We start from the raw sequence: 22,094 nt of genomic DNA on the forward strand, positions 1-22,094 counted from the left end.
CGATGGCCAGGCACTCTCCTGTATGCTGGCGGCTTGAAACAAGGATGTAATCCACATCTTTATAAGTGAACCCCATGCGACTGACTGCCTACACTGACTACACCCTGCGCACCCTGATGTATCTGGGCGTGCACCGCGACCGCCTCGTGACCATCCAGGACATCGCCGACCTGCATGCGATTTCAAAGAATCACCTGATGAAGGTGGTGCACCAGTTGGGCCTGTCAGGCATCGTGGAAACGGTGCGCGGCAGGAATGGCGGCCTGCGCCTGGCGCGCGACCCGGCCGAGATCAATATCGGCACGGTGGTGCGCGAGACGGAAAACGATTTTTTCATGGCGGAATGTTTTAACAAGGAAAACAATACCTGCCCGCTGACGCCCGATTGCCTGCTGAAAGCCAAGCTGGGCCAGGCCACGGCCGCCTTCCTGGCCGTGCTCGACACGGTGACCCTGGCATCGATACTCGAAGCGACGCCGGGCGTGCCGGCGCTGGCGGCGGGCGTGATTCCCCTGCGCGTGGCGAAGTAAGCGCGCGCCAGAAACAACAATGCCCGGCAAGCCGGGCATTGTTTCCTGCAGTAACTATCTAAAACATCAATGCGCGCTGGCACCGGAGGCGCCGATACCCGTTTCCGAACGCATCTGCTGCGCTTCGTAGCCGGCACGGTCGATGCGCGCGCGCGGGCTCTTGTCGAGCACCGAGAACAGCCAGATGCCGACAAAGCCTGCCGTCATCGAGAACAGCGCCGGCGAGGCATACGGGAACAGCGCCGTCGGATGGCCGAGCACGTCGACCCACACGGACTTCGACACCACCGTCAGCGCGACGGCCGTGGTCAAGCCCAGGAAGCCGCCGATGGTGGCGCCCCGCGTGGTGCAGTCTTTCCACAGCACCGACATGAACAGCACGGGGAAGTTGGCCGAGGCGGCGATGGCGAAGGCCAGCGAGACCATGAAGGCGATGTTCTGCTTCTCAAAGGCAATACCCAGCACGACGGCGATAATGCCCAGCACGATGGTGGTCACGCGCGACACTTTCAATTCGTTGGCGCCCGTGGCCTTGCCCTTCTTGATGACGGTGGCGTACAGATCGTGCGACACGGCCGACGCGCCCGACAGGGTCAAACCAGCCACGACGGCCAGGATGGTGGCAAACGCGACCGCCGACATGAAGCCCAGGAAGACATTGCCGCCCACAGCCTTGGCCAGATGCACGGCCGCCATGTTGTTACCGCCCAGCAGCTTGCCGGCAGCATCCTTGAACTCGGGATTGGTGCTCACCAGCACGATGGCGCCAAAACCGATGATGAAAGTCAGGATGTAGAAGTAGGCGATCCAGGTGGTGGCCCAGAACACGGATTTGCGCGCTTCCTTGGCGCTCGGCACCGTGAAGAAACGCATCAGGATGTGCGGCAAACCGGCCGTACCGAACATCAGCGCCATGCCGAAGGAGATGGCCGAGATCGGGTCCTTGATGAAGGAACCGGGGCCCATGATGGCTTCCTTGGCGGCGTGCACGTCCACCGACTTGGCGAACAGCGCTTCCGGGCTGAAGTTGAATTGCGCCAGCACGGCCACGGCCATGAAGGTGGCGCCGCCCAGCAGCATCACGGCCTTGATGATCTGCACCCAGGTGGTGGCCGTCATGCCGCCAAACAGCACGTAAATCATCATCAATGTACCGACCAGGACGACGGCGATCCAGTATTCCAGGCCGAACAGCAGCTTGATCAGCTGGCCCGCGCCCACCATCTGCGCGATCAGGTAAAAGGCCACGACGACAAGGGTGCCGGAGGCCGAGAAAATGCGGATCGGCGCCTGCTTGAAGCGGTAGGCGGCCACATCGGCAAAGGTGTAGCGGCCCAGATTGCGCAAGCGCTCGGCCATCAGGAAGGTGATGATGGGCCAGCCGACGAGAAAGCCGATTGCATAGATCAGGCCGTCATAGCCGTTGAGGAAGACGGCGGCGGAAATGCCGAGGAACGATGCAGCCGACATATAGTCGCCCGCAATGGCCAGGCCATTCTGGAAGCCCGTGATGCCGCCGCCGGCCGTGTAGAAATCGGAGGCCGACTTGGTCTTGGCGGCCGCCCACTTGGTGACGAACAGGGTGAAGATAACGAAGGCGGCGAACATGGTGATCGCCGTCCAGTTGGTCGGTTGCTTGACTGCCTGGCCCAGGTCGGCGCCGGCCGCCAGCACGCTGCTGCTGGCGCTCGCCAGCAAGGTCAGGGCTGCCAGGCAGGAAAATGTGCGTTGCATCGATGGGGCGCGGTTCATGCTTGCACCCGTGCCTGGATGGCGCTGGTCAGGTCGTCGAATTGCTTGTTGGCGCGGCGCACATAAATGCCAGTGATCACCACGGTAAACACGATGACGAACAAGCCAATCGGCATGCCCCAGGTCATCACGCCGGTGCCCGTTTTAGTGGCAAGGAATTCCTTGTTGAAGGCGATGAGCAGAATGTAGCCGTAATACACCAGCATCATCAGGCCCGTCAGCGCCCAGCCGAAGCTGGAACGCACCCTGACCAGCCGATGATAATTGGGGTCGCCCTTGATTTTTTGAACCAGATCGTCATGCATGATGTTGCCTCCTGTTATGTAAAAGCCTGCTCTTTTGTGCGAGCTTGGATTCACAGTACAGCGCGAGGCTTACCCGCCCCTTACGGCAGCGGTTTTTTCTCGCAGAAGCAACACAAGTCAGACAAGGTCAGTTCAGCGCGGCTGCCGGTCCGAAGAATTCATGATGCGTCTGCCGTTCCGGTACGCCCAGCTCGCGCAGATACTGCTTGACGGCCCGCATGAACGGCTGCGGCCCCAGGAAGTAGGCGTCGACGTCGCGCGAGGCTGGCAGCCAGTGATTCAGCTGCTCTTTACTCAGCAAGCCAACGGCGTCCGGCGCAGCGGCGTCCGGTGCACCTTGCTCACCATCATGTTCCGCGTAGCAGTAATAGCGCTGCAGCTGCGGGTGCTGCGCGGCCAGTGCGTCGATCTGCGCGCGGAATGCATGCACGCCCTGGTTGCGCGCCGCGTGGATGAAATGCACGGGACGCTTGCCGCGCAGGGCCGCCGTCAGCATCGCCAGGGTCGGCGTGATGCCCACGCCGCCGCTGATCAGCACCAGCGGCTTGTCGCTCTCCGTCAGCACGAAGTCGCCCGATGGCGGCGTCAGCTGCACGGTATCGCCCGCCTGCACGTGGTCGTGGAAGAAATTCGACACCTTGCCGCCCTCTTCGCGCTTGACGCTGATGCGATAGGTCTGGCCATTGCTGGCGGCGGACAAGGAATACTGGCGGCGCATGGGCATGCCATCGACGCTGGCCAGCACGCCGATATACTGGCCTGGCGCAAAGTCGAGCACGGGCTGGCCATCGGCGGGCGCCATCAGGAAGGAGGTAATCTCGCCGCTTTCCACCGTCTTGCCGCGCACTACAAAATCGCGCGCGCCGCTCCAGCCGCCCGGTGCGCCAGCCTGCGCCTTGTAGATACGCCCTTCTTCGCCGGCCAGGATGTCGGCCAGCTGGCCGTAGGCCGCGCCCCAGGCATCGATGACAGCGTCGCTGGCGACTTCTGCACCCAGCACTTCGCGGATCGCTTGCAGCAGGCTGGCACCCACCAGCGGATAGTGCTCGGCGCGGATCTGCAAGGCCACATGCTTGTTGACGATGGTGGCCACCAGGTCGCCCAGCGCTGCCAGCTGGTCGATGTGCTTGGCATACATCAGCACGCCATTCGCCAGCGCGCGCTGCTGGTCGCCGCTGTGCTGGTGCGCCTGGTTAAAGTACGGCAGCACCTCGGGATGGTCGCGGAACAGATTCTTGTAGAAGTGGCGCGTCAGCGCTTCGCCGCCCTGTTCGAGGATGGGGACGGTGGCCGTGATGATGGCGCGTTGTTCTTGGGTCAGCATGTAAAACTCCTGTGTGTATTAGTAAGCGGTCTCAAGCCAGCGTTTCAACGGCTGGATATAACTCATGGTCTTCGCGGCGCATGCGCTGGAACAGCGCGTGCAGCACGGTATTGGCTTCGCTGCGGAAGGCATCCGGCTCGGCCGCCAGGCGCACGGGCGTATTCCAGCGGCCGGCAAAATCGAGGTAGGCGCCGGCGATGCCGTGCATCTCGTTTTCGTACTGGCGGCCCAGCTGGGCCACCTTGGCCACGCCGCACGCCTGCGCGGCCGGATACAGGTAGCGCTGCTCGACGGCCAGATGCAGTTTGATCAAGCCGCTCATGGCGATGATCTGTTCGGCAATGGCCTGCGCCTGCGCGGCCACACCGCCGCGCGCCAGCTGGCGCAAGGCATCGATGGAGGCCAGGATGGCCAGATGCTGCTGTTTGAATTTGTCGATATTCATGGCGTGTTTCTCTTGTTGATTGTTGCCAGTGTAGCGGAATTCGCATAAACATGCAAATCATATACATCTTTAAAATGGCAGGTTTCCCGCGGAAATCTGGATCGACATTGCCACTATGTGCGGCACAGAACACAAGCCACAATCGTGCTTGCCTATAATTTATTCATCACAGTGCGGGGCCGTTTGCGGCCGTGCCGCACCCTCCACTCAGCCAAGGATGAGCATGAAAATGAAGACGGACACGGTCAAGACGGGCACAGGCCAGGCGCAGCAACTGGCCGGCATCATCAACGAGCACCACACGGCACTGCTGGACGGCTGGATGGCCGGCCTGATCGACCGCCTGGTGCGGCGCGACAAGATCGCCGAAAACGAGCTGCGCCAGCAGGCGTCGCAACTGCTGCCGCTGCTGGCGGGCGCCCTCGACAGCGGCGACTCGTTCGACATCGAAGGCGGCGCCTGGGACGATACGCGCCAGTTGATCGCTGAAATATCGCAGTCGCGCGTGCGCCAGGGCTATTCGCCGATCGACACGGCCAGCTTCATGTTCTCCCTCAAGGAACCGCTGTTCGCCTACCTGCGCAAGGAAATCACGGCGCAGCCTGAGCAGCTGGGCGACGCCATCATCAGCACCAGCAAATTGTTCGACGAACTGGGCCTGCTGACCATCGCCATCTACCAGAAGGCGCGCGAACAGGTGATTCTGCGCCAGCAGCAGGAATTGCTGGAACTGTCCACGCCCGTGGTGCAGCTGTGGCAAAACGTGCTGGCCCTGCCCCTGATCGGCACCCTCGACAGCGCCCGCACGCAGGTGGTGATGGAAAGCCTGCTGCAAAAGATCGTCGACACGGGCGCCCTGATCGCCATCATCGACATCACGGGCGTGCCCACCGTCGACACGCTGGTGGCGCAGCACCTGCTGAAAACCATCGCCGCCGCGCGCCTGATGGGTGCCGACTGCATCATCAGCGGCATCCGCCCGCAGATCGCGCAAACCATCGTGCACCTGGGCGTCAACCTGGAAGACGTGATGACCAAGGCCACCCTGGCCGACGCCTTCGTCGTGGCCCTGAAACGCACGAGTTCCAGCATCACCTACCAGCAGCAACAACACTGAGGCGCCTATGGAGAGAATCCCCATTTTACGCATGGGCCGGCTGCTGCTGGTGACGATCCAGGTGGACATGCATGACCGCCTGGCGATGACCTTGCAGGACGACCTGACCACGCGCATCGTGACGGACCGCGCCACGGGCGTGCTGATCGACATTTCCGCGCTCGACATCGTCGACTCCTTCATCGGCCGCATGATCAGCAACACCGCGGCGATGGCGAAAATCCTCGACGCGCGCACGGTGGTCGTCGGCATGCAGCCGGCTGTCGCCATCACGCTGGTGGAACTGGGCCTGACGCTGGAAGGCGTGAGCACGGCGCTGAACGTGGAACGGGGCATCAAGCTGCTGGAACGGGACGGCGCATGCGCATGACGGGGGCCGCCGTGCTGGGCGCGCAGACACAGGGACCCGCACAGATCCTGCCCCTGCACAGCGACGAAGACGTCGTGCGGCTGCGCAAGCAGGTGCGCGACAGCATGGTCGCCATGGGTTTTGGCCTGATCGAACAGACCAAGATCATCACGGCGGCCAGCGAACTGGCGCGCAACACCTTGCGCTACGGCGGCGGCGGTGAAGCGCGCATTGCGCGCGTCAGCGATGGCGCGCGCCAGGGCCTGGAATTGCGCTTTGTCGACGCGGGACCGGGCATCGACGATATTGCCCTGGCGCTGACCGATGGCTATACCAGCGGCGGCGGACTGGGACTGGGGCTGGGCGGCGCCAAGCGCCTGGCCGACGCCTTTTACATCGACACGGTGCCCGGCGCGGGCACCACCGTCACCATCGCGAAATGGAAGCTGTTTTGAACCACATCGAGCAAGCCCCTGACATTGCCAGGCAACGCAGTTTTCCCATCGGCGAACCGAGCGAGATCGCCGCGGCCCGCCGTGCCGGCAACGAACTGGCGCGCCGCATCGGCTTCGACGACGTGCGCACGGGCCAGCTGGCCATCATCATCAGCGAAGCGGCGACCAACATCGTCAAGCACGCGCAGCGCGGCGAAATCCTGCTGCGCAAGGTGCTGCGCGGCGGCACCAGCGGCATCGAAGTGCTGGCCATCGACAACGGTCCCGGCATGGCGAATGTGCGCCAGCACATGCAGGACGGCCATTCCACCACGGGCACCTACGGCGTGGGCCTGGGCGCGATACGCCGCCTGAGCCAGGAATTCGACCTGTACACGGCGCCCGGCAAGGGCACAGTGCTGATGACGGTGGTGTGGGGGCCGAACGCCAGCAGCGCCATCCCCGCCCATCCGAACTGGCAGATCGGCGCCGTATGCCTGCCGCTGGCGTCAGAACAGGTGTGCGGCGACGCCTGGAACGTCGTCTGCGAAGGCCATGAACTGAGCCTGATGGTGGCCGATGGCCTGGGCCACGGCCCGCTGGCGGCGCGCGCCTCGGAATGCGCCAGCGCGCTGCTGGAACACGCCACGCCCGGCCTGCCGCCCCTGCCCGCCCCCTTCATCGAACTGGCCCACGGCGCCCTGCGCGCCACGCGCGGCGCGGCCCTGGCGGTGGCGCACATCGACAGCGCGCGCCGCCAATTGCGCTATGCCGGCGTGGGCAACATCGCCGCCTGCGCCTTCGACGCGCAGCAGCGCCGGCATCTGCTGTCGCATAACGGCATCGTCGGCAGCAATCTGCGCAAGGTGCAGGAATTTTGCTATGCGTGGCAACCGGGCATGACCTTGATCATGCATAGCGACGGCCTGCATACGCGCTGGGACCTGGAACGCTATCCGGGCCTGGCGCAATGCCACCCCAGCCTCGTCGCCGCCGTGCTGTACCGCGATTTTGCGCGCGGACGCGACGACATCACGGTGGTGGTGCTGCGCGAACATGAGGAGCACCGGCATGCCGGTGCGGAAAGGAACGACACGCCATGACACAACGCATATTGACGGCGCATATCGGCAGCGAACTCGATGTGGTGGGCGCACGCCAGCGCGCGCGCCAAATCGCCGCCCTGTGCGGCTTCGGCGTGCAGGACCAGGTGCGCATCGCCACGGCCGTGTCTGAACTGGCGCGCAACGTCTACAACTACGCCGGCAGCGGCAAGATCCACTTCGCCATCGATGGCCAGACGGCGCCGCAGGTACTCAGCATCCGCATCGAGGACCAGGGCCCCGGCATCGCGCAGCTCGACCAGATACTGGCCGGCAGCTACCGCTCGCCCACGGGCATGGGCCTGGGCATCCTGGGCGCCCAGCGCCTGATGGACCGCTGCCATATCCACAGCGCGCCGGGCGCTGGCACGCACATCACGCTGCAAAAACTGTTCCCGCGCGACGCGCCCCTGCTCGACGGCAGCATGATCGGCGCGCTGTCCGGCAGCCTGCAGGCGCTGCCATCGGATATCACGCTGTCCGAAGTGCAGCAGCAGAACCGCGAACTGCTGAGCACCTTGGCCGAACTGAAGACGCGCCAGGACGATTTATTACAGCTGACGCGCGAACTGGAAGACACCAACCGGGGCGTGGTGGCGCTGTTCGCGGAACTCGATGAAAAAGCCGACCACCTGCGCCGCGCCGACCAGATGAAATCGCGCTTCCTGTCGAACATGAGCCATGAATTCCGCACGCCGCTCAGCTCCATCCGCGCCCTGTCCAAGCTGCTGCTCGACCGCATCGACGGCGAGCTGTCGCAGGAGCAGGAAAAGCAGGTGCTGTTCATCCTGCAAAGCGCCGTCAGCCTGAGCGACCTGGTCAACGACTTGCTGGACCTGGCCAAGATCGAGGCGGGCAAGGTCGACGTGCACGCCAACAGTTTCAAAGTAGCCGACCTGTTCAGCGCCCTGCGCGGCATGCTGCGCCCGCTGCTGGTGTCCGATTCGCTCACCCTGACCTTCATCGACCCCGATCCGGCGCTGCAGATCCATACGGATGAAGGCAAGCTGTCCCAGATTCTGCGCAACTTCATCGCCAACGCCCTCAAGTTCACCGAGGCCGGCGCCATCATCGTCAGCGCCACGCCCTTGCCGGAGCAGGACGCCATCCGCTTTTCCGTCTCCGACACGGGCCTGGGCATCGCCGCCGACGACGTGCAGCTGATCTTCGAGGAATTCAGCCAGGTGGAAAACCACATGCAGCGCAAGGTCAAGGGCACGGGCCTGGGCCTGCCCCTGTGCCGCAACCTGGCCACCCTGCTCAACGGCACGGTGGCCGTGGAAAGCACGCCGGGCCAGGGGTCGCTGTTTTCCGTCATCCTGCCCGCCACCTACCATGCGCCCGAGGGCAGCCTGCCGCCCTGCGCGCCGGCCAACGACAACGGCAACGACCAGCGCATCGGCGTGCTGGTGGTGGAAGACAATCCGCCCATCCGCCTGCTGTATGAAAAATTCCTGGCCGGCAGCGAATTTCGCGTGGTTCCCGCGCGCAGCGTGCGCGAGGCGCAGGAACGCTGGGAACAGCAGCGCCCTGCCGCCGTCATCCTCGACATCCTGCTGCACGGCGAAACGGCCTGGCACTGGCTGGCCGAGTTGAAAAACGACCCGCTGCGGCGCCAGGTGCCCGTCATCGTCGCCACCGAGATCGACGACGTACGCAAGGGCCTGGCCCTGGGCGCCGACGCCTACTACGTCAAGCCGCTGTCGCGCCAGCAATTGCTGGCAACCCTGCGCGCGCTGATCGGCAATCCACACCACCGGCAAGAGCCGGTTCCGCCGCAAGGCACAACCACCTGGGACAATGCGCATGCTACCGGATAACAATAGCGATGCTCTGATCCTCAACGTCGATGACAGCGACGGCGCCCGCTACGCCAAGTCGCGCATCCTCCAACGCGCCGGCTTCAAGGTCATCGAAGCGTCGAACGGGGGCGACGCGCTGCTGCGCGCCCGCCAGGACCGCCCCAACCTGATCCTGCTCGACGTCAAGCTGCCCGACATCAACGGCCTGGAAGTATGCCGCCAGTTGAAGGGCGGCGCCGAGACGAACACCATCCTGGTGCTGCAGACGTCGGCCTCGTGCATCGGCACGGCCGACAAGATCCGCGCCCTGGACGGCGGCGCCGACAATTACCTGGTCGAGCCGATCGAGGCCGATGAACTGATCGCCAACGTCAGGGCGCTGCTGCGCCTGGGCCGGGTCGAGCGCGAGCTGCGCGAGGTAGACCGCCGCAAGGATGAATTCCTGGCCACCCTGGCGCACGAATTGCGCAATCCGCTGGGCCCCATCCGCACGGCGCTGGCCCTGCTGTGCAAGCTCGATCCCGTCGTGCCGGCCATGCAGGACAATGCGCGCCGCACCATCGGCCGCCATACGGACCACCTGGTGCGCCTGGTGGACGACCTGCTCGACGTGTCGCGCATTTCACAGGGCAAGATCTCGCTGCAATGGGAAAGCGTGAGCCTGGCCAGCGTCATGCGCAGCGCGCTGGAAACCAGTTCGCACAGCGTCGAGGCGCGCGGCCACGCACTGGACGTGCACCTGCCCCAGGAAGAACTGTGGGTCTGCGGCGACGCCGTGCGCCTGTCGCAGATCGTCGCCAACCTGCTGCTCAACGCGGCCAAGTTCACGGCGCCGGGTGGACGCATCGCCATTTCCGCCGTGCGCGAAGACGATAACGTGCGCATACGCCTGAGCGACAACGGCATCGGCATCGCCGCCGCCAGCATCGACAGCATCTTCGGCCTGTTCGAGCAAAGCGGCCACTCGCCCGACCGGGTGCAGGATGGCCTGGGCATCGGCCTGTCACTGGTGCGCAAGCTGGTGACCTTGCACGGTGGCCAGGTCAGCGTGCACAGCCCTGGCGTAGGGCTGGGCAGCACCTTCGAAGTCATCTTGCCGCTCGACGCCAACGTGCCGCTGCCGGTCGCACCGGCGCCGCAGGCGGCCAGTGGCGCCAGCCAGCGCATCCTCGTCGTCGACGACAACTGCGATGCGGCCGACACCCTGGCCGAACTGCTGGAAATGTACGGCCACACGGTGCGCACGGCCTACACGGGCACGCAAGCGACCGAGCGCACGCTGGAGTTCAAGCCCGACATCGTCTTTCTCGACATCGGCCTGCCCGACATGAGCGGCTACGAGGTGGCCGTCCAACTGCGCCAACTGCCGATCCCGCAGCAATTCCTGCTCGTCGCACTGACCGGCTATGGCCAGGAACACGACCGCCAGGCGGCCCTGGCGTCGGGCTTCAATGAACATTTTGCCAAGCCCGTCGATTTCGGCAAGCTGGCCATGCTGGGTCTGCATATCGCCTGATGCGCGGGGTGGCGGCTGCCGGTTGACCAGGCGTCGGCTATAATCGGCGGCCGCCTCACCTCTGGAAGCATGACATGACAACTCGCGCGCCACTGCTGCGCATCACCATGATACTGGGCGCCCTGCACGCCCTGCTGGGCTGGCTGCTGCTGCCTGCACTGCCCGTCGGCCTGGCCGGCTGGCTGCTGGGCGGCGCCGTCTTGCTGGCCTCGACCATGCTCATGCCGATGACCATCTTCGCGCGCGCCGTCACGGGCGATACGCGCCTGGCCGACCGTCTGAGCTGGGCCGGCTCGCTGTGCATGGGCTTTTTTTCCTCGCTGTTCGTGCTGACCGTGCTGCGCGAGCTGCTGATGCTGATTCCCGCCGCCCTCCCCCACGCGCAGGCATCCGCAGTGGCAGTGCTGCTCCTGGCGCTGCTGGCCACCGTCGTCGGCTTCATCAATGCCCGCAGGGTAGCGCGCGTGCGCGAAGTGACGGTGCCGATCGCCGGTCTGCCGGCCTCCTTGCAGGGCTACACCATCGTGCAACTGAGCGACATCCATGTGGGCGCCACCATCCAGCGCGCCTACGTGGAAGCCATCGTCGCGCGCGCCAACGGCCTGCAGGCGGACCTCATCGCCATCACGGGCGACGTGGTCGACGGCACGGTGGCGCAACTGGGCAGCCATACGGCGCCGCTGGGCGAGCTGCGCGCGCGCCACGGCGTCTTCCTCGTGACGGGCAACCACGAATACTATTCGGGCGCGACGCCCTGGGTGGCGGAATTTCGCCGCCTGGGCTTGCGCGTGCTGATGAACGAACATGCGGTGCTGGAACACGACGGCGCGCGCCTGGCGCTGGCCGGCGTCACCGATTTCAATGCGGCCGCCTTCGATCCGGCGCAGAAGAGCGACCCGCAAGCGGCGATCGCCGGTGCACCGGCCGATATCCCCCGCATTCTGCTGGCGCACCAGCCGCGCAGCGCGCCCGAGGCCGAAGCGGCCGGCTACGACCTGCAATTGTCGGGCCACACGCACGGCGGCCAGTTCTGGCCATGGAATTTGTTCGTGCCGCTGCAGCAGCCGTATGTGGCGGGCCTGCACCGGCGCGGCCGCCTGTGGATTTACGTCAGCCGCGGCACCGGGTACTGGGGCCCGCCGAAACGCATCGGCGCGCCGGCCGAGATTACGCGACTCAGGCTGGTGGCGGCGTAGGCATCACTCATCACTCGTCACTCCGCCCAGCTGGCCATCCACGCCTCGAAACGCGCCACCACGGCCGGCGGATTCAAGCGCGCCATCGCGCCTTCCACCGGCTCGCTGTCGCTGACCTCGAACAGCAGCACGGCTTCCTCGCGCTGCGCGGCCGTGCCAAAACAGCCTTCGGCGTCGAGCTGCGCCAGCGCCGCGATGCAAGCGTCGAACACGCCGCTGCGGAAGCTGTCGCAATCGACCTCGAATGGCAAGTCGCGGTGCGCCTGCAGCAGCAAACGGTAGGCGCTGTCGAAATACGCGCCGCCTTCGTCAAACGCCCACTCGGCCGGGTTCCACAGCATTTCTTCGCCGTATTCCGAGGCGGCCAGCGCTTCGCGGCTATTCGCCATGCAGCCTATCGTCATGGCGCTGTCGTCGCTCACCAGCGCGAAGGCGTCGATATGCTGGTCCGGATGCGCACGTCGTACGCAGTCAAACGCCCGACGCGCGGCGTGCGCCACCAGGGTGTGCAGCAGCGCGAAATCAAAGACGGCCGGGTCGATGTCGCTCTCGCGCGCCAAGGTATGGCCATCGGCCAGGGCGGCGCGGCAATGGGCCAGGTAGGCGGCGTGCGCTTCGGCCTCGCTGGCGTAGTCCTTGCGCGTCTCTTTGCCCCACGTCATGGCCGCACCGGCGGCCGTCCACACGGTCATGCCGAACACGCGCACTTCCCGGAAGCGGGCCGCTTGATCGCCGTCAAAGGTGTAAAACAGGCTGTAATTGCTGGACATTCTGACTTTCTCGCTCATTAGTCGGGGCGTATCTGCGCGGCGAAATCGCGCTGGCGGAACTGCTCCAGCAAAAAATCAACAAAGACGCGTGTCTTCGCGGGCAGCAGTTTCTTGCTGGGATAGTACACGGACAGGGGGCCGGAATCGGCATGCCAGCCGGGCAGCAAGCGAATCAAGGCACCGCTGCGCAAGTGGGTCAGCGCATGCGGCATGGGCAGCAGCGCTACGCCAACCCCCATGACGGCCGCCTGTGCCATCGCGTCCGGGTCGTCGAAGATGGCGCGCGGACGGGATTCGGCCACGCCTTCACCGCCCTGGCCATCGCGCAGTATCCAGCTGCGCAATCTGCCGCTGCCGGCCGAGCGGCGCGCAACGCCGTCGAATTGGGCCAAGTCCGAAGGATGCGCTGGCATGGCTTTGCCGCGCATGAAGGCGGGCGACGCCGTGGCGACGATGTGGGCGTGGCCCAGTTCGCGCGCCACCACGCCCGGCGTCAGTTCGATGCCGCCGCCGATGGCGACATCGAACCCCTCGCCGATCAAGTCCACTTGCCGGTTGTCGAAATGGCAGTCAGGAATGACGCCCGGATAGCGCGCGATGAAGTCGCCCAGCAGCGGCACCACGTAGCTGCGCCCGAACGACGGCGCCATGCTGATTTTCAGCACGCCCGCCGGCTGGCCGCCCTCTTCGGCCACGCCGGCGATCGCTTCGCGCAGGGTGGCCAGGGCGCCGCCTATCTGCTGCAGGAAACGCTCGCCGCCTTCCGTCAGAGTCAGGCGGCGCGTGCTGCGCTGGAACAGGCGCAATCCCAGGCTCGCTTCCAGCCGCGCCACGTTCTTGCTGACGGCTGCCGGCGTCAGCCCCAGGCGGCGCGCAGCCGCCGAAAAGCTGCCCAGCTCGGCAGACAGCACAAACGATTGCAAGTGATTGAGGGCATCCATGCGCCTATTTTACCCGCTCATTTGATACTTACGGTTGAAAGTGATTGTAGCGATTCATGGCTAGCGCGCTGGCAATGGAAAGCAGATACTGGCTTCCTCGACTCTTCACACAGAAAGCCCATCATGCAAACCCAAGCCACCAGCAGCACCTCTTTGCCACTGCAAGACAAGATCGCGTTTGTGACGGGCGGCTCGCGCGGCATCGGCGCGGCCATCGTGCGCCGCCTGGCCAGCCAGGGCGCCAATGTCGTCTTCACGTATCAAAGCTCGGCCGCCGAAGCGCAGGCGCTGGCCGCCACTGTGGAAGCGGCCGGCGGCAAGGCCCATGGCGTGCAAGCCGATGCGGCCGACGCCGCAGCCCTGACGGCGGCGATCGACAAGGTGGCGGCGCAGTTTGGCCGTATCGATATCCTCGTCAACAATGCGGGCGTGTTCCTGCCCGGCGCCATCGACGATTTTTCGCTGGCAGACTTCGACAAGACCTTGAACGTCAACGTGCGCGCCGTGTTCGTCGCCATCAAGGCGGCCGTGGCGCACATGCAGACGGGCGGGCGCATCATCAACATCGGCAGCACGAATGCGCACCGCATGCCGTTCGGCGGCGCGGCCGCCTACGCCATGAGCAAATCGGCGCTGATCGGCCTGACGCAAGGCCTGTCGCGCGACCTGGGCCCGCGCGGCATCACCATCAACAATGTGGAACCTGGCCCCGTCGCCACCGACATGAACCCGCCGACGGGCGACTTCGCCAACCTGATGCACGGCCTGATGGCCCTGCCCCGCCACGGCACGGCCGATGAAATCGCCGGCATGGTAGCTTACCTGGCCAGCGCGGAAGCGGCATTCGTCACGGGCGCCGGGCTGAAGATCGATGGCGGCTTCGCGGCGTAAAAAAAGGGGGGCAGACCGTTTGGGTCTGACCCCAGCCTCCGCTTCTGGGCTTACACCGCCTTGCGCCGGCGTCCGCGCCACCACAGCAGCAAGGCCAGCAGCACCAGCACGCCGACGATGATGCCCGCGCGGGCCAGGCCGATCAGGTTCGAGGCAGGACCGCCGTTGCGCAAGGTCGTCACCTGTTCCGCCGTCACCTTGACATCGGGATTGCCGTACATCTTCTGCACGTAATTGCCGAGGGTGACGATCTGCTCGTCCGACAGGGTCTGACGGAAGGCGGGCATCAAATGTCCGCTGCCACCATCCTGCCGCTCCACGCCATCGAGTATCGCCATCACCAGGTTGTTGCTGTTGCTGCGGCCCGTCACCGAGTTATGGAACAGCGGCGGCAAGCTGCCGTCGAAACTGCCCTCGCCCCTGGCCTGGTGGCAGCTGGCGCACTGCGCATCGTACAGCTGCGCACCCGACATCTGGTTCAGGTTTTGCGGCAGCGGCACGCCACGGATGGCATTCAACTCGTCGCCAGCCTTGCCCCATTGCGTCACCGGCTGCGTGTCCGCCTTGTCGCGGATGGCGGGCACGCTCTTGATGTAGTGCGCGATGGCGTTCAGATCCGCATCGCTCAGGTGCTTCAGGCTATGGTCGATGGCTTCGGCCATCGGTCCGGCCGCCTGCGCCTTGTTGGCCGCGCGGCCCGTGCGCAGGTAGCCGGCCAGCTCCTGCTGGCTCCAGCTGCCGATGCCGCTGTTGACGTCCGAGGTGATGTTCGGCGCGTACCACGTACCCAGGTCGGCCCCGCCCAGCTCCTTCGACAACTGCTCGGCCATCAGCGCATTGCGCGGCGTGTGGCAGGTGGTGCAATGGGCCAGACCTTGCGCCAGGTAGGCGCCGCGGTTCCACTCCATGCTTTTCGACGCATCGGCCACGAACGGTTTCTTGTCGAGGAAGAGCATATTCCAGAGCGCCATCGACATGCGGATATTGAACGGGAACGGCAAGTCCGTCTTTTGCGCCGGCGCCGTATCGACCGCCGCCACGCCATGCATGAAGTAGGCGTACAGGGAGGCCGTGTCGTCATCCGTCACCTTGGCGTAGGCCGTGTAGGGCATGGCCGGATACAGGTGCGCGCCGTCGGCCCGCACACCGTGGCGCACGGCGTCGGAGAACTGCGCCAGCGTGTAGTTGCCGATGCCATGCGTTGTCGATGGCGTGATGTTGGTGGCAACGATGGCGCCCAATGGCGTGGCCAGGGCCAGCCCGCCCGCCATCGGTTTGCCGCCAGGCACGCTATGGCAGGCGATGCAGTCGCCCGCCGTGGCCAGGTAGCGGCCACGTTCGATCGCCTGCACGTCCGCGCCAGGAGCTTGCTCCGCCAGCACCGGCAAGGCCACGAGGGACAGCATGGCGGCGCCCGCCGCCTGTCGGAACGCCGCCATCATGCTGTTCCTCCCTGTTGTTCGTCGAGGATATGCTTGACGGTGCGCAAGGCCACAGCCAGGCCGTTTTCCGTCGAATTGCAGGTGCCGGACGTGGGCAGCACGCCGGTACTGCACAGGAACAGGTTGGCATGGTCGAAGGTGCGGCCCCACTGGTCGCACACGGCCTTGGCCGGATCGGCGCCCATCGACAGGGTGCCGCAGATGTGCTGATTGTTGGCGAACACGCCTTCCTTGCTGTGGCGCAGATTGGTGCCGCCCATCAGCCTGGCGATGTGCTCGAAATCCTGCTTCGAGCGCTCGTGGCCCCGCTTGGTGTACTCGTCGATCGCATAGTGCGCCTGCGGCTTGGGAATGCCCATGGCGTCCTTTTCGCTGCTCAGGGCGATGCGATTTTCCGGGTTCGGCAGCACTTCCAGCACGTTTTTCAGGCTCATTTCGCGGGCCGAGCGGAAACGCAGCTGCTGTTCGAATTCGGCGCCAAAGACGCCCTTGCCGATCAATTCCCTGGTGGCGCCATCGACGCGCGAGATATTCGTGAAGTCCAGGCGGTATGGCGAATGCTGGCTGCGGAAGTCGCCGTCGCGCATGGTGTTGATGGAATTGGGGCTTTGCGGGCCCCGGCCCAGCCACAGGTCTTCATCGGCGTCGAAGGCGATCGAGGTGCTCGGGTGGTCCATCAGGTTGCGGCCCACCATGTCGCTGCTGTTGGCCAGGCCATTCGGGTATTTGTCCGAGGCGGAAACGAGCAGCAAACGGGGGCTTTCGATGCCGTTGGCGGCCAGGATGAAGGTCTTGGCCGTGACCCGGTGGCTGTTCTTGTCGACGTCGTAATACAGCGCGGCCGTGATGCGGCCCTGCGCGTCATGTTCCAGCTTGTAGACGTTGGCATTGCACACGATCTTCACGCCCGCGTCTTCCGCCTGCTGCGCGGCGATGCCGCCATGGTATTGCGCGTCGATGGGGCAGATAGGCTGGCAGCTGTTGTTGCCGCAGCAGGCGGGGCGGCCATCGTAGCTGACGCTGTTGCGCGCCACCGTATTGCCGACCACCTTGAACGACGGGTCGAGGCGCTCGCGGATGCGGCGCATGGCATACGGCTCCGTCACGGCATCCATCGGGAATGGCTGCTTGCGCGGCGAACCCGTGTTATCGGCCCCGGAAACGCCCATGATGTCTTCCGCTTCCTGGTAGAACGGTTCCAGGTCTGCGTAGCTGAGGGGCCAGTCGACGCCCACGCCATACAGCGTATGGATGCGGAAGTCGTTCGGCACATTGCGCCACGCCTGCGCGGCCCAGTGCCACGAGGTGCCGCCGAACTGGCGGATATATTCGGCCGGATACGGATACGGACCGGCCTGCACCAGGTAGCCGTTGTCCTTCGGCTGGTAGATCGGGTGCGGCGCCGTGGCCACCGATGGATAGGGCGACATCCAGTCGCTGCGGCGCGTCGTGTTGCGGAAACGGGCGACGATTTCGCCGCGCGACACGCGCGGACCCGCTTCCAGGATCAGCACCGAGGCACCCGCCAGCGCCAGCTTGCGCGCGGCCAGGGAGCCGATGATGCCGGAACCGATGACGAGGTAATCGGCGGAGAGTTCTTCAGCCATGATGGCTCCTTAAATTGGTTTTCTGGCCCAGCTGCCGTAGGCGCCGTAGGAATACGTGGGAGGCTTGAGCACGTCGGCCACGACGGCCGCGTTCAGCGCCTGCTCGTAGGCGACGCAGACAGCCGCCTCGCCAGTGCCGACGATGCCCAGGTACCAGGCGCTGGCGATCTGGCGCGGCAAGGCCGCCAGCGGCGCCTGGGCCGGGTCGAGTGCGTCGAGCGCTTCCTGCAGGCCGGCCGCCTGCAGACCCTGCGCATTGATCAGGTTCAGCAGCGCGCGCACCTTGGCGGGAAAGGCGGCGTCCTGCGCCACCAGCGCGTCATACAGGCGCCTGGCCAGCACAGGGTCGAGCACCTGGCGCCCCACCAGCATGGCCGACACGCCGAGGAAGGCGCCCTGCTCCGCATTGGCGACCGGTTCGGCCAGCGCCCAGGGAATCAGCGCCGCGGCCGAAGCCGACAGCAAGCCGGCCAGCACCATGCGGCGGCCGGGATTGAGAGGGCCGCGGCCCTCCTTATTGTGTGTAGCGTCCAATTGAAGCTCCCGTGAGTTCAGCAACCGTTCAGAAAGAATGCTTGAGACCGACCATCACCACCGTCTGCCCGCCGTTCGACGATGGCGTGCCGTTTTGCGAATCGCCGACCGAGGCGACGGCATCGATGATGGCGCCGCCCTGGCCCAGGGTCTGGCCGCGCGCCAGTTGTCGCGCTTCGATCAGGTAGATGGCCGTGCGCTTGGACAGCGCGTAATTCTGTTCGAACGACAGTTGGCGGTAACGCGCGCGGTCCGACACGCCGTTGGCGCGGCTGGCGTAGGTGTCGCTGTAGCCGGCGGACAGGAACCACTGCGGCGTCAGCTGGTAGCTCGAGATCAGGCCTGCCGTGTTGAAGATGGCCGTGTCGCGGAAGGCCGAGCGGCTGCCCGCCTGGTATTGCACATTGCTGGCATTGGCGCCCACCATCCACTTGCCCATGGTGTAGCGCGCGCTGGCGGCGATGAATGCGATGCTTTCCGCCGAAGCGTATCCCTGATTGATGGCGGAGATGCCGAAGCTGCCAGACGCGCTGTCGCTCCAGCCGGCGCCATTCTGTCCATTTTTTAGTTTCAGGTAGCCGAGCGCGAATTCGGCCGGCGAGGTGCTGTACTTGACGGCGGCGCTGAAGCTGCTGCCCACGGCATTGCCGTCGGCCGCTTCGCCAAAGCCGTATTGCGCGCTGGCCTGCAGGCCGCGCCAGGCGGGCATGCTGTAGGTGACGGAATTGCTGATGCGCACGGTCGTATCGAGCCCGTCGATATCGCCAGGATGAGCGCCGGTAGCGCCCGTCAAAACGTTGCTCGATGCCAGGGAACCCACCAGCAGATAGTACGGCGTGTACTGGCGGCCGGCCGTCAGGGTGCCGTAGGCGTTCGATTGCAGGCCCACGTAGGCCTGGCGGTTGAACAGGGAGCCGGCCGAACTCTGTGCACCCGTGTCGCTTTCAAAGCCGTTTTCCAGCAGGAACAGCGCCTTCAGGTCACCGCCCAGGTCTTCCACGCCCTGGAAACCGATCTTGCTGGCGGACAAGTTACCGCTGCGCATATAGGTGTTCGACTTGCCGCCCTGGTTGCTCGCGTAGGCGGTAGCCGCATCGACCACGCCGTAAATGGTGACATTGCTTTGGGCGCAAACGTTTGCGCCGATGAGCGTGGAGGCGGCCAGCGCCGCAGCGCACATGCATGGTGTGTTCATTTTTTCCTGACTTTCCTGTTTTGTTGTACGCCAGACAAGCATTGCCGCCGCAATGGCGCAATACAGGCTGTGGCGCCGCGTTGCCGCCCCATCCAGGGAGCGGGAATCCGCTGTTCTTCTTGATCTGGATCAAGTAGGACAAATTATACGCTTATTTACTCACATGTAAGTAATTGACTGTAGGGCGTAGTCTTATAGCAAAACTGGCAGGCGCGCGGACGCAAGCCCGGCAGGATGCGGAAAAATGCGAAACATGCATGAAAAAAGCAGCGGCGGCGCGTGTTGAAAAACACGCACCCGATAAGAGTCGGACAGAGAGGAAAACGGGCGAAACCGGGAGGTCAGCGCAGGATGGCGGGCGCCACCGGCAGGGTTTCGAGGGCAATAAAGGCTTCCAGCGCGCGGCGCATGTCTTCGAACACTTGCTTGCCGTAGGCCGTTTCCAGGTGGGCATACTGCAGGTCGATGAGTTTACCCATCTGCAGCAGCAAACTGGCGCCCGCTTCCGACAGGTGCACCTTGCGCCGGCGCTGGTCGCCTTCAAACTTGCTGCGTCCGATCAAGCCGATTTCTTCCATGCGCGCCAGGATGCCGCTCATGCTGGGACTGGAAATCTGGCAGATATTGCACAGCTCGCGTGGTTCCAGCGTGGGGCTTTCGTTCAGCGCGCGCATGATGCGCCACTGCTGCTCCGTCACGCCGAAATGATTGAGGATGGGGCGGAAATGCTGGAGCAGGCTGTCGCGGGCCTTGAGCAGCAACTGCGGCATATTCGGATAGCGGATCGGCAAGTGCAAATGGAACTCCATGAAGATAGATGAATGCCCGCCGATTATACGGTGCGCCGCCCCCATGCGATAGCAAATCGATATTTGCGGCCAGTTTGCATGCTGCCCAAAAAAGCTGACATTTATTTTATTATTAAATAATTTATATTTATATTTATATTATTTTACACATTTATTCTATTGTTTTTAATGAAATTTAATGTTGCTCTATTGCACATTATTTGATTCAACAAATAGTAATTATGATCGCCCCGCATTAAAATTATTGCATCTGGAAAACTAATCCTAGGCCCGGCAAAGGGCTGCATCCTGACTGTGAAAAACATGCCCACACATAAACCGCTATTGATCAGTTTATTGCTTGCTTCAATTAACCTGGCCTACGCACAAAATACGCCCGACGCAGGCTCCCTGTTACAGCAGATGGAAAGGGGCCGCGCCCCTGTCCTGCCGAAAAAGTCGCCGCAGGAACTGATGCCGGCGCCGCCACCGATGCAGGATGTGCAGGGCCTGTCCGTCACCGTCAGGCAATTCCGTTTCCAGGGCAATACCTTGCTGAGCGAAGCCGTACTGGCCCAGGCGGTGGCGCCCTACCTGGAGCGGCCACTATCGTTTCAGGACCTGCAAAACGCGGCGCTGGCCGTGGCGGCCGCCTATCGCCAGGCCGGCTGGATCGTGCGCGCCTACCTGCCGCGCCAGGAAATCGATGGTGGCACCGTCACCATCCAGATCGTGGAAGCCGTGTTTGGCGGCGTGCGCGTCAACCCGGGCGACCAGGCCACCATCCGCATGCCGCTGGCGCGCATCACGCCGTATGTTACCAGCGCCCAGCCTGTCGGCGCGCCACTCAACGCCGATGCGCTCGACCGCGCCTTGCTGATCATTGACGACTTGCCAGGCATCAGCGCCAGCGGCAATCTGGCCGCCGGCCAGCAGGAAAGCGAAACCGAGCTGCTGGTCAAGCTGGACGACGAAGCGTGGCTGGCAGGCGACGCCGCCGTCGACAACACGGGCAACCGCTCCACCGGCACCACCCGCGCCAGCCTCAACCTGGCCCTCAACAGCCCCTTGCAGCTCGGCGACCAGCTGATCAGCAACCTGATCCATACCGAAGGCAGCGACTATGTGCGCCTCGCTTACAGCCTGCCGCTGGGCAGCGCCGGCTGGCGTGCGGGCGTGAGCGGCTCGCATCTGTCGTACCGCCTGACGGCCGACGAATTTGCCGCCTTGCACGCCAAAGGCAGCTCGAACACCGTGGGCGTCGACGCCAGCTACCCGCTGCTGCGCTCGCGCCTGCGCAATCTGTATCTGCAACTCAATTATGACGACAAGCGTTTCGACAACGAGGCAAACCACGCCACCAGCAGCAATTACACGATCCGCGGCTTCTCGGCCGGCCTGTCGGGCAATCTGTTCGACAGCCTGGGCGGCGGCGGCGCGAATGCGGCCAGTCTCAGCCTGCTGCACGGCAAGCTGGACCTGGACGGTTCGCCCAATCAGCTGGCGGACGCCGCCACGACGCGCGCGGCCGGCAATTTCACCAAGCTGCGTTACTACCTGAGCCGCCAGCAGTCGCTGACGGAGAGCTGGTCGCTGTTTGCTGCCCTGTCCGGCCAGCAAGCGAACCGGAACCTCGATTCCTCTGAAAAGTTTTACCTTGGCGGCAACTACGGCGTGCGCGCCTATCCAGCCAGCGAAGCGGGCGGCAGCGATGGCCAGTTGCTCAACCTGGAATTGCGCTGGCGCCTGCCGGCCGGCTTCGGCCTGACCGGTTTCTATGACTGGGGCCACGTCAAAGTCAACCACGACAACGCCATCAATGGCGCGGCCATCGTCAACAGCTACAACCTGAAAGGCGCGGGCCTGGCCGTGAACTGGGTCAGCGACTTCCGCCTGAACCTGCGGGCAGCCTGGGCACGCCGCATCGGCAACAATCCGAATCCAAACATCAACGGCAGCGACCAGGACGGCACGCTGCACAAGAACCGCTTCTGGCTGCAAGCTTCGCTGCCTTTCTGACCCTGTCGCCCTATTACAATAATTAGAGAGAATC

At 64.4% G+C, this 22,094-nt stretch carries 21 protein-coding genes; 10 read left to right on the top strand and 11 right to left on the bottom strand.

Translation table 11 applies throughout. From position 1 onward, the window contains the following. The first annotated feature begins 74 nt into the window (after nt 1–74). The gene (locus FJQ89_RS06115; RefSeq protein WP_071077110.1) at nt 75–530 is read left to right on the top strand and encodes an RrF2 family transcriptional regulator; all 456 of its coding nucleotides are present in this window, start codon (nt 75–77) and stop codon (nt 528–530) included. A gap of 66 nt (nt 531–596) precedes the next feature. Here the strand turns inward: FJQ89_RS06115 and FJQ89_RS06120 are convergent, their stop codons facing one another. The 4 genes from FJQ89_RS06120 to FJQ89_RS06135 all read right to left on the bottom strand — a co-directional run bounded on the left by FJQ89_RS06120 (nt 597) and on the right by FJQ89_RS06135 (nt 4,356). Beyond that, nucleotides 597–2,282 (bottom strand): cation acetate symporter, encoded by a 1,686-nt coding sequence (locus FJQ89_RS06120; RefSeq protein WP_243136439.1) that lies wholly within the window; start codon nt 2,280–2,282, stop codon nt 597–599. Beyond that, a complete protein-coding gene (locus FJQ89_RS06125) occupies nt 2,279–2,587 on the bottom strand; it encodes a DUF485 domain-containing protein (RefSeq protein ID WP_141169483.1) in 309 nt (102 codons plus the stop codon). Before FJQ89_RS06125 ends, FJQ89_RS06120 begins: the two co-directional genes overlap by 4 nt. Nucleotides 2,588–2,714: 127 nt before the next feature. Beyond that, on the bottom strand, nt 2,715–3,911 hold the full coding sequence (gene hmpA, locus FJQ89_RS06130; protein WP_141169484.1) for an NO-inducible flavohemoprotein: 1,197 nt from the start codon (nt 3,909–3,911) through the stop codon (nt 2,715–2,717). A 31-nt stretch (nt 3,912–3,942) separates the two neighbouring features. Next, a complete protein-coding gene (locus FJQ89_RS06135) occupies nt 3,943–4,356 on the bottom strand; it encodes a hemerythrin domain-containing protein (protein WP_141169485.1) in 414 nt (137 codons plus the stop codon). Nucleotides 4,357–4,579: 223 nt separating this feature from the next. Here FJQ89_RS06135 and FJQ89_RS06140 point away from each other — a divergent pair, with 223 nt between their 5' ends. From FJQ89_RS06140 to FJQ89_RS06170, 7 genes are all read left to right on the top strand, one after another. Next, a complete protein-coding gene (locus tag FJQ89_RS06140) occupies nt 4,580–5,473 on the top strand; it encodes an STAS domain-containing protein (protein ID WP_243136440.1) in 894 nt (297 codons plus the stop codon). Between the two features lie 7 nt (nt 5,474–5,480). After that, entirely contained in the window at nt 5,481–5,843 is a 363-nt protein-coding gene (locus tag FJQ89_RS06145; protein WP_099763575.1) for an STAS domain-containing protein, read from the top strand. Beyond that, a complete protein-coding gene (locus FJQ89_RS06150; RefSeq protein ID WP_141172654.1) occupies nt 5,840–6,277 on the top strand; it encodes an ATP-binding protein in 438 nt (145 codons plus the stop codon). Before FJQ89_RS06145 ends, FJQ89_RS06150 begins: the two co-directional genes overlap by 4 nt. Beyond that, a complete protein-coding gene (locus tag FJQ89_RS06155) occupies nt 6,274–7,359 on the top strand; it encodes an ATP-binding SpoIIE family protein phosphatase (RefSeq protein ID WP_243136441.1) in 1,086 nt (361 codons plus the stop codon). The genes FJQ89_RS06150 and FJQ89_RS06155 overlap by 4 nt, the downstream gene beginning before the upstream one ends. Beyond that, nucleotides 7,356–9,179, top strand: coding sequence for an ATP-binding protein (locus FJQ89_RS06160; RefSeq protein ID WP_141169487.1), 1,824 nt, complete (start codon nt 7,356–7,358; stop codon nt 9,177–9,179). The genes FJQ89_RS06155 and FJQ89_RS06160 overlap by 4 nt, the downstream gene beginning before the upstream one ends. Continuing rightward, nucleotides 9,166–10,677, top strand: a complete 1,512-nt coding sequence (locus FJQ89_RS06165) for an ATP-binding response regulator (RefSeq protein ID WP_141169488.1) — start codon at nt 9,166–9,168, stop codon at nt 10,675–10,677. The genes FJQ89_RS06160 and FJQ89_RS06165 overlap by 14 nt, the downstream gene beginning before the upstream one ends. Before the next feature lie 74 nt (nt 10,678–10,751). Then, the gene (locus FJQ89_RS06170; RefSeq protein ID WP_141169489.1) at nt 10,752–11,873 is read left to right on the top strand and encodes a metallophosphoesterase; all 1,122 of its coding nucleotides are present in this window, start codon (nt 10,752–10,754) and stop codon (nt 11,871–11,873) included. A 17-nt stretch (nt 11,874–11,890) separates the two neighbouring features. On the opposite strand, the gene FJQ89_RS06175 is transcribed toward FJQ89_RS06170, so the two are convergent. Both FJQ89_RS06175 and FJQ89_RS06180 read right to left on the bottom strand, forming a co-directional pair. Continuing rightward, nucleotides 11,891–12,643: a DUF4303 domain-containing protein gene (locus tag FJQ89_RS06175; protein WP_141169490.1), complete on the bottom strand. Its 753-nt coding sequence runs from the start codon at nt 12,641–12,643 to the stop codon at nt 11,891–11,893. Between the two features lie 17 nt (nt 12,644–12,660). Then, nucleotides 12,661–13,584 (bottom strand): LysR family transcriptional regulator, encoded by a 924-nt coding sequence (locus FJQ89_RS06180; RefSeq protein ID WP_141169491.1) that lies wholly within the window; start codon nt 13,582–13,584, stop codon nt 12,661–12,663. Between the two features lie 123 nt (nt 13,585–13,707). Here FJQ89_RS06180 and FJQ89_RS06185 point away from each other — a divergent pair, with 123 nt between their 5' ends. Further along, on the top strand, nt 13,708–14,475 hold the full coding sequence (locus tag FJQ89_RS06185) for an SDR family oxidoreductase (protein WP_141169492.1): 768 nt from the start codon (nt 13,708–13,710) through the stop codon (nt 14,473–14,475). A gap of 50 nt (nt 14,476–14,525) precedes the next feature. Here FJQ89_RS06185 and FJQ89_RS06190 read toward each other — a convergent pair whose 3' ends face one another. The 5 genes from FJQ89_RS06190 to hpaR all read right to left on the bottom strand — a co-directional run bounded on the left by FJQ89_RS06190 (nt 14,526) and on the right by hpaR (nt 20,050). Beyond that, entirely contained in the window at nt 14,526–15,917 is a 1,392-nt protein-coding gene (locus tag FJQ89_RS06190; protein WP_141169493.1) for a cytochrome c, read from the bottom strand. Continuing rightward, entirely contained in the window at nt 15,914–17,524 is a 1,611-nt protein-coding gene (locus FJQ89_RS06195) for a GMC family oxidoreductase (RefSeq protein WP_141169494.1), read from the bottom strand. Before FJQ89_RS06195 ends, FJQ89_RS06190 begins: the two co-directional genes overlap by 4 nt. 9 nt (nt 17,525–17,533) lie before the next feature. Continuing rightward, on the bottom strand, nt 17,534–18,058 hold the full coding sequence (locus tag FJQ89_RS06200) for a sorbitol dehydrogenase family protein (RefSeq protein WP_243136442.1): 525 nt from the start codon (nt 18,056–18,058) through the stop codon (nt 17,534–17,536). Between the two features lie 28 nt (nt 18,059–18,086). Then, nucleotides 18,087–19,253 (bottom strand): porin, encoded by a 1,167-nt coding sequence (locus FJQ89_RS06205; protein ID WP_243136443.1) that lies wholly within the window; start codon nt 19,251–19,253, stop codon nt 18,087–18,089. 341 nt (nt 19,254–19,594) lie between these two features. Beyond that, nucleotides 19,595–20,050, bottom strand: a complete 456-nt coding sequence (gene hpaR / locus FJQ89_RS06210) for a homoprotocatechuate degradation operon regulator HpaR (protein ID WP_242428408.1) — start codon at nt 20,048–20,050, stop codon at nt 19,595–19,597. 315 nt (nt 20,051–20,365) lie between these two features. On the opposite strand from hpaR, the gene FJQ89_RS06215 reads away from it, so the two are divergent. Continuing rightward, complete coding sequence (locus tag FJQ89_RS06215; protein ID WP_141169495.1) at nt 20,366–22,060, top strand: ShlB/FhaC/HecB family hemolysin secretion/activation protein; 1,695 nt, start codon at nt 20,366–20,368, stop codon at nt 22,058–22,060. Nucleotides 22,061–22,094 lie beyond the last annotated feature (34 nt).

The sequence above is a fragment of the Janthinobacterium tructae genome (genome assembly GCF_006517255.1).
Taxonomy (GTDB): domain Bacteria; phylum Pseudomonadota; class Gammaproteobacteria; order Burkholderiales; family Burkholderiaceae_D; genus Janthinobacterium; species Janthinobacterium tructae.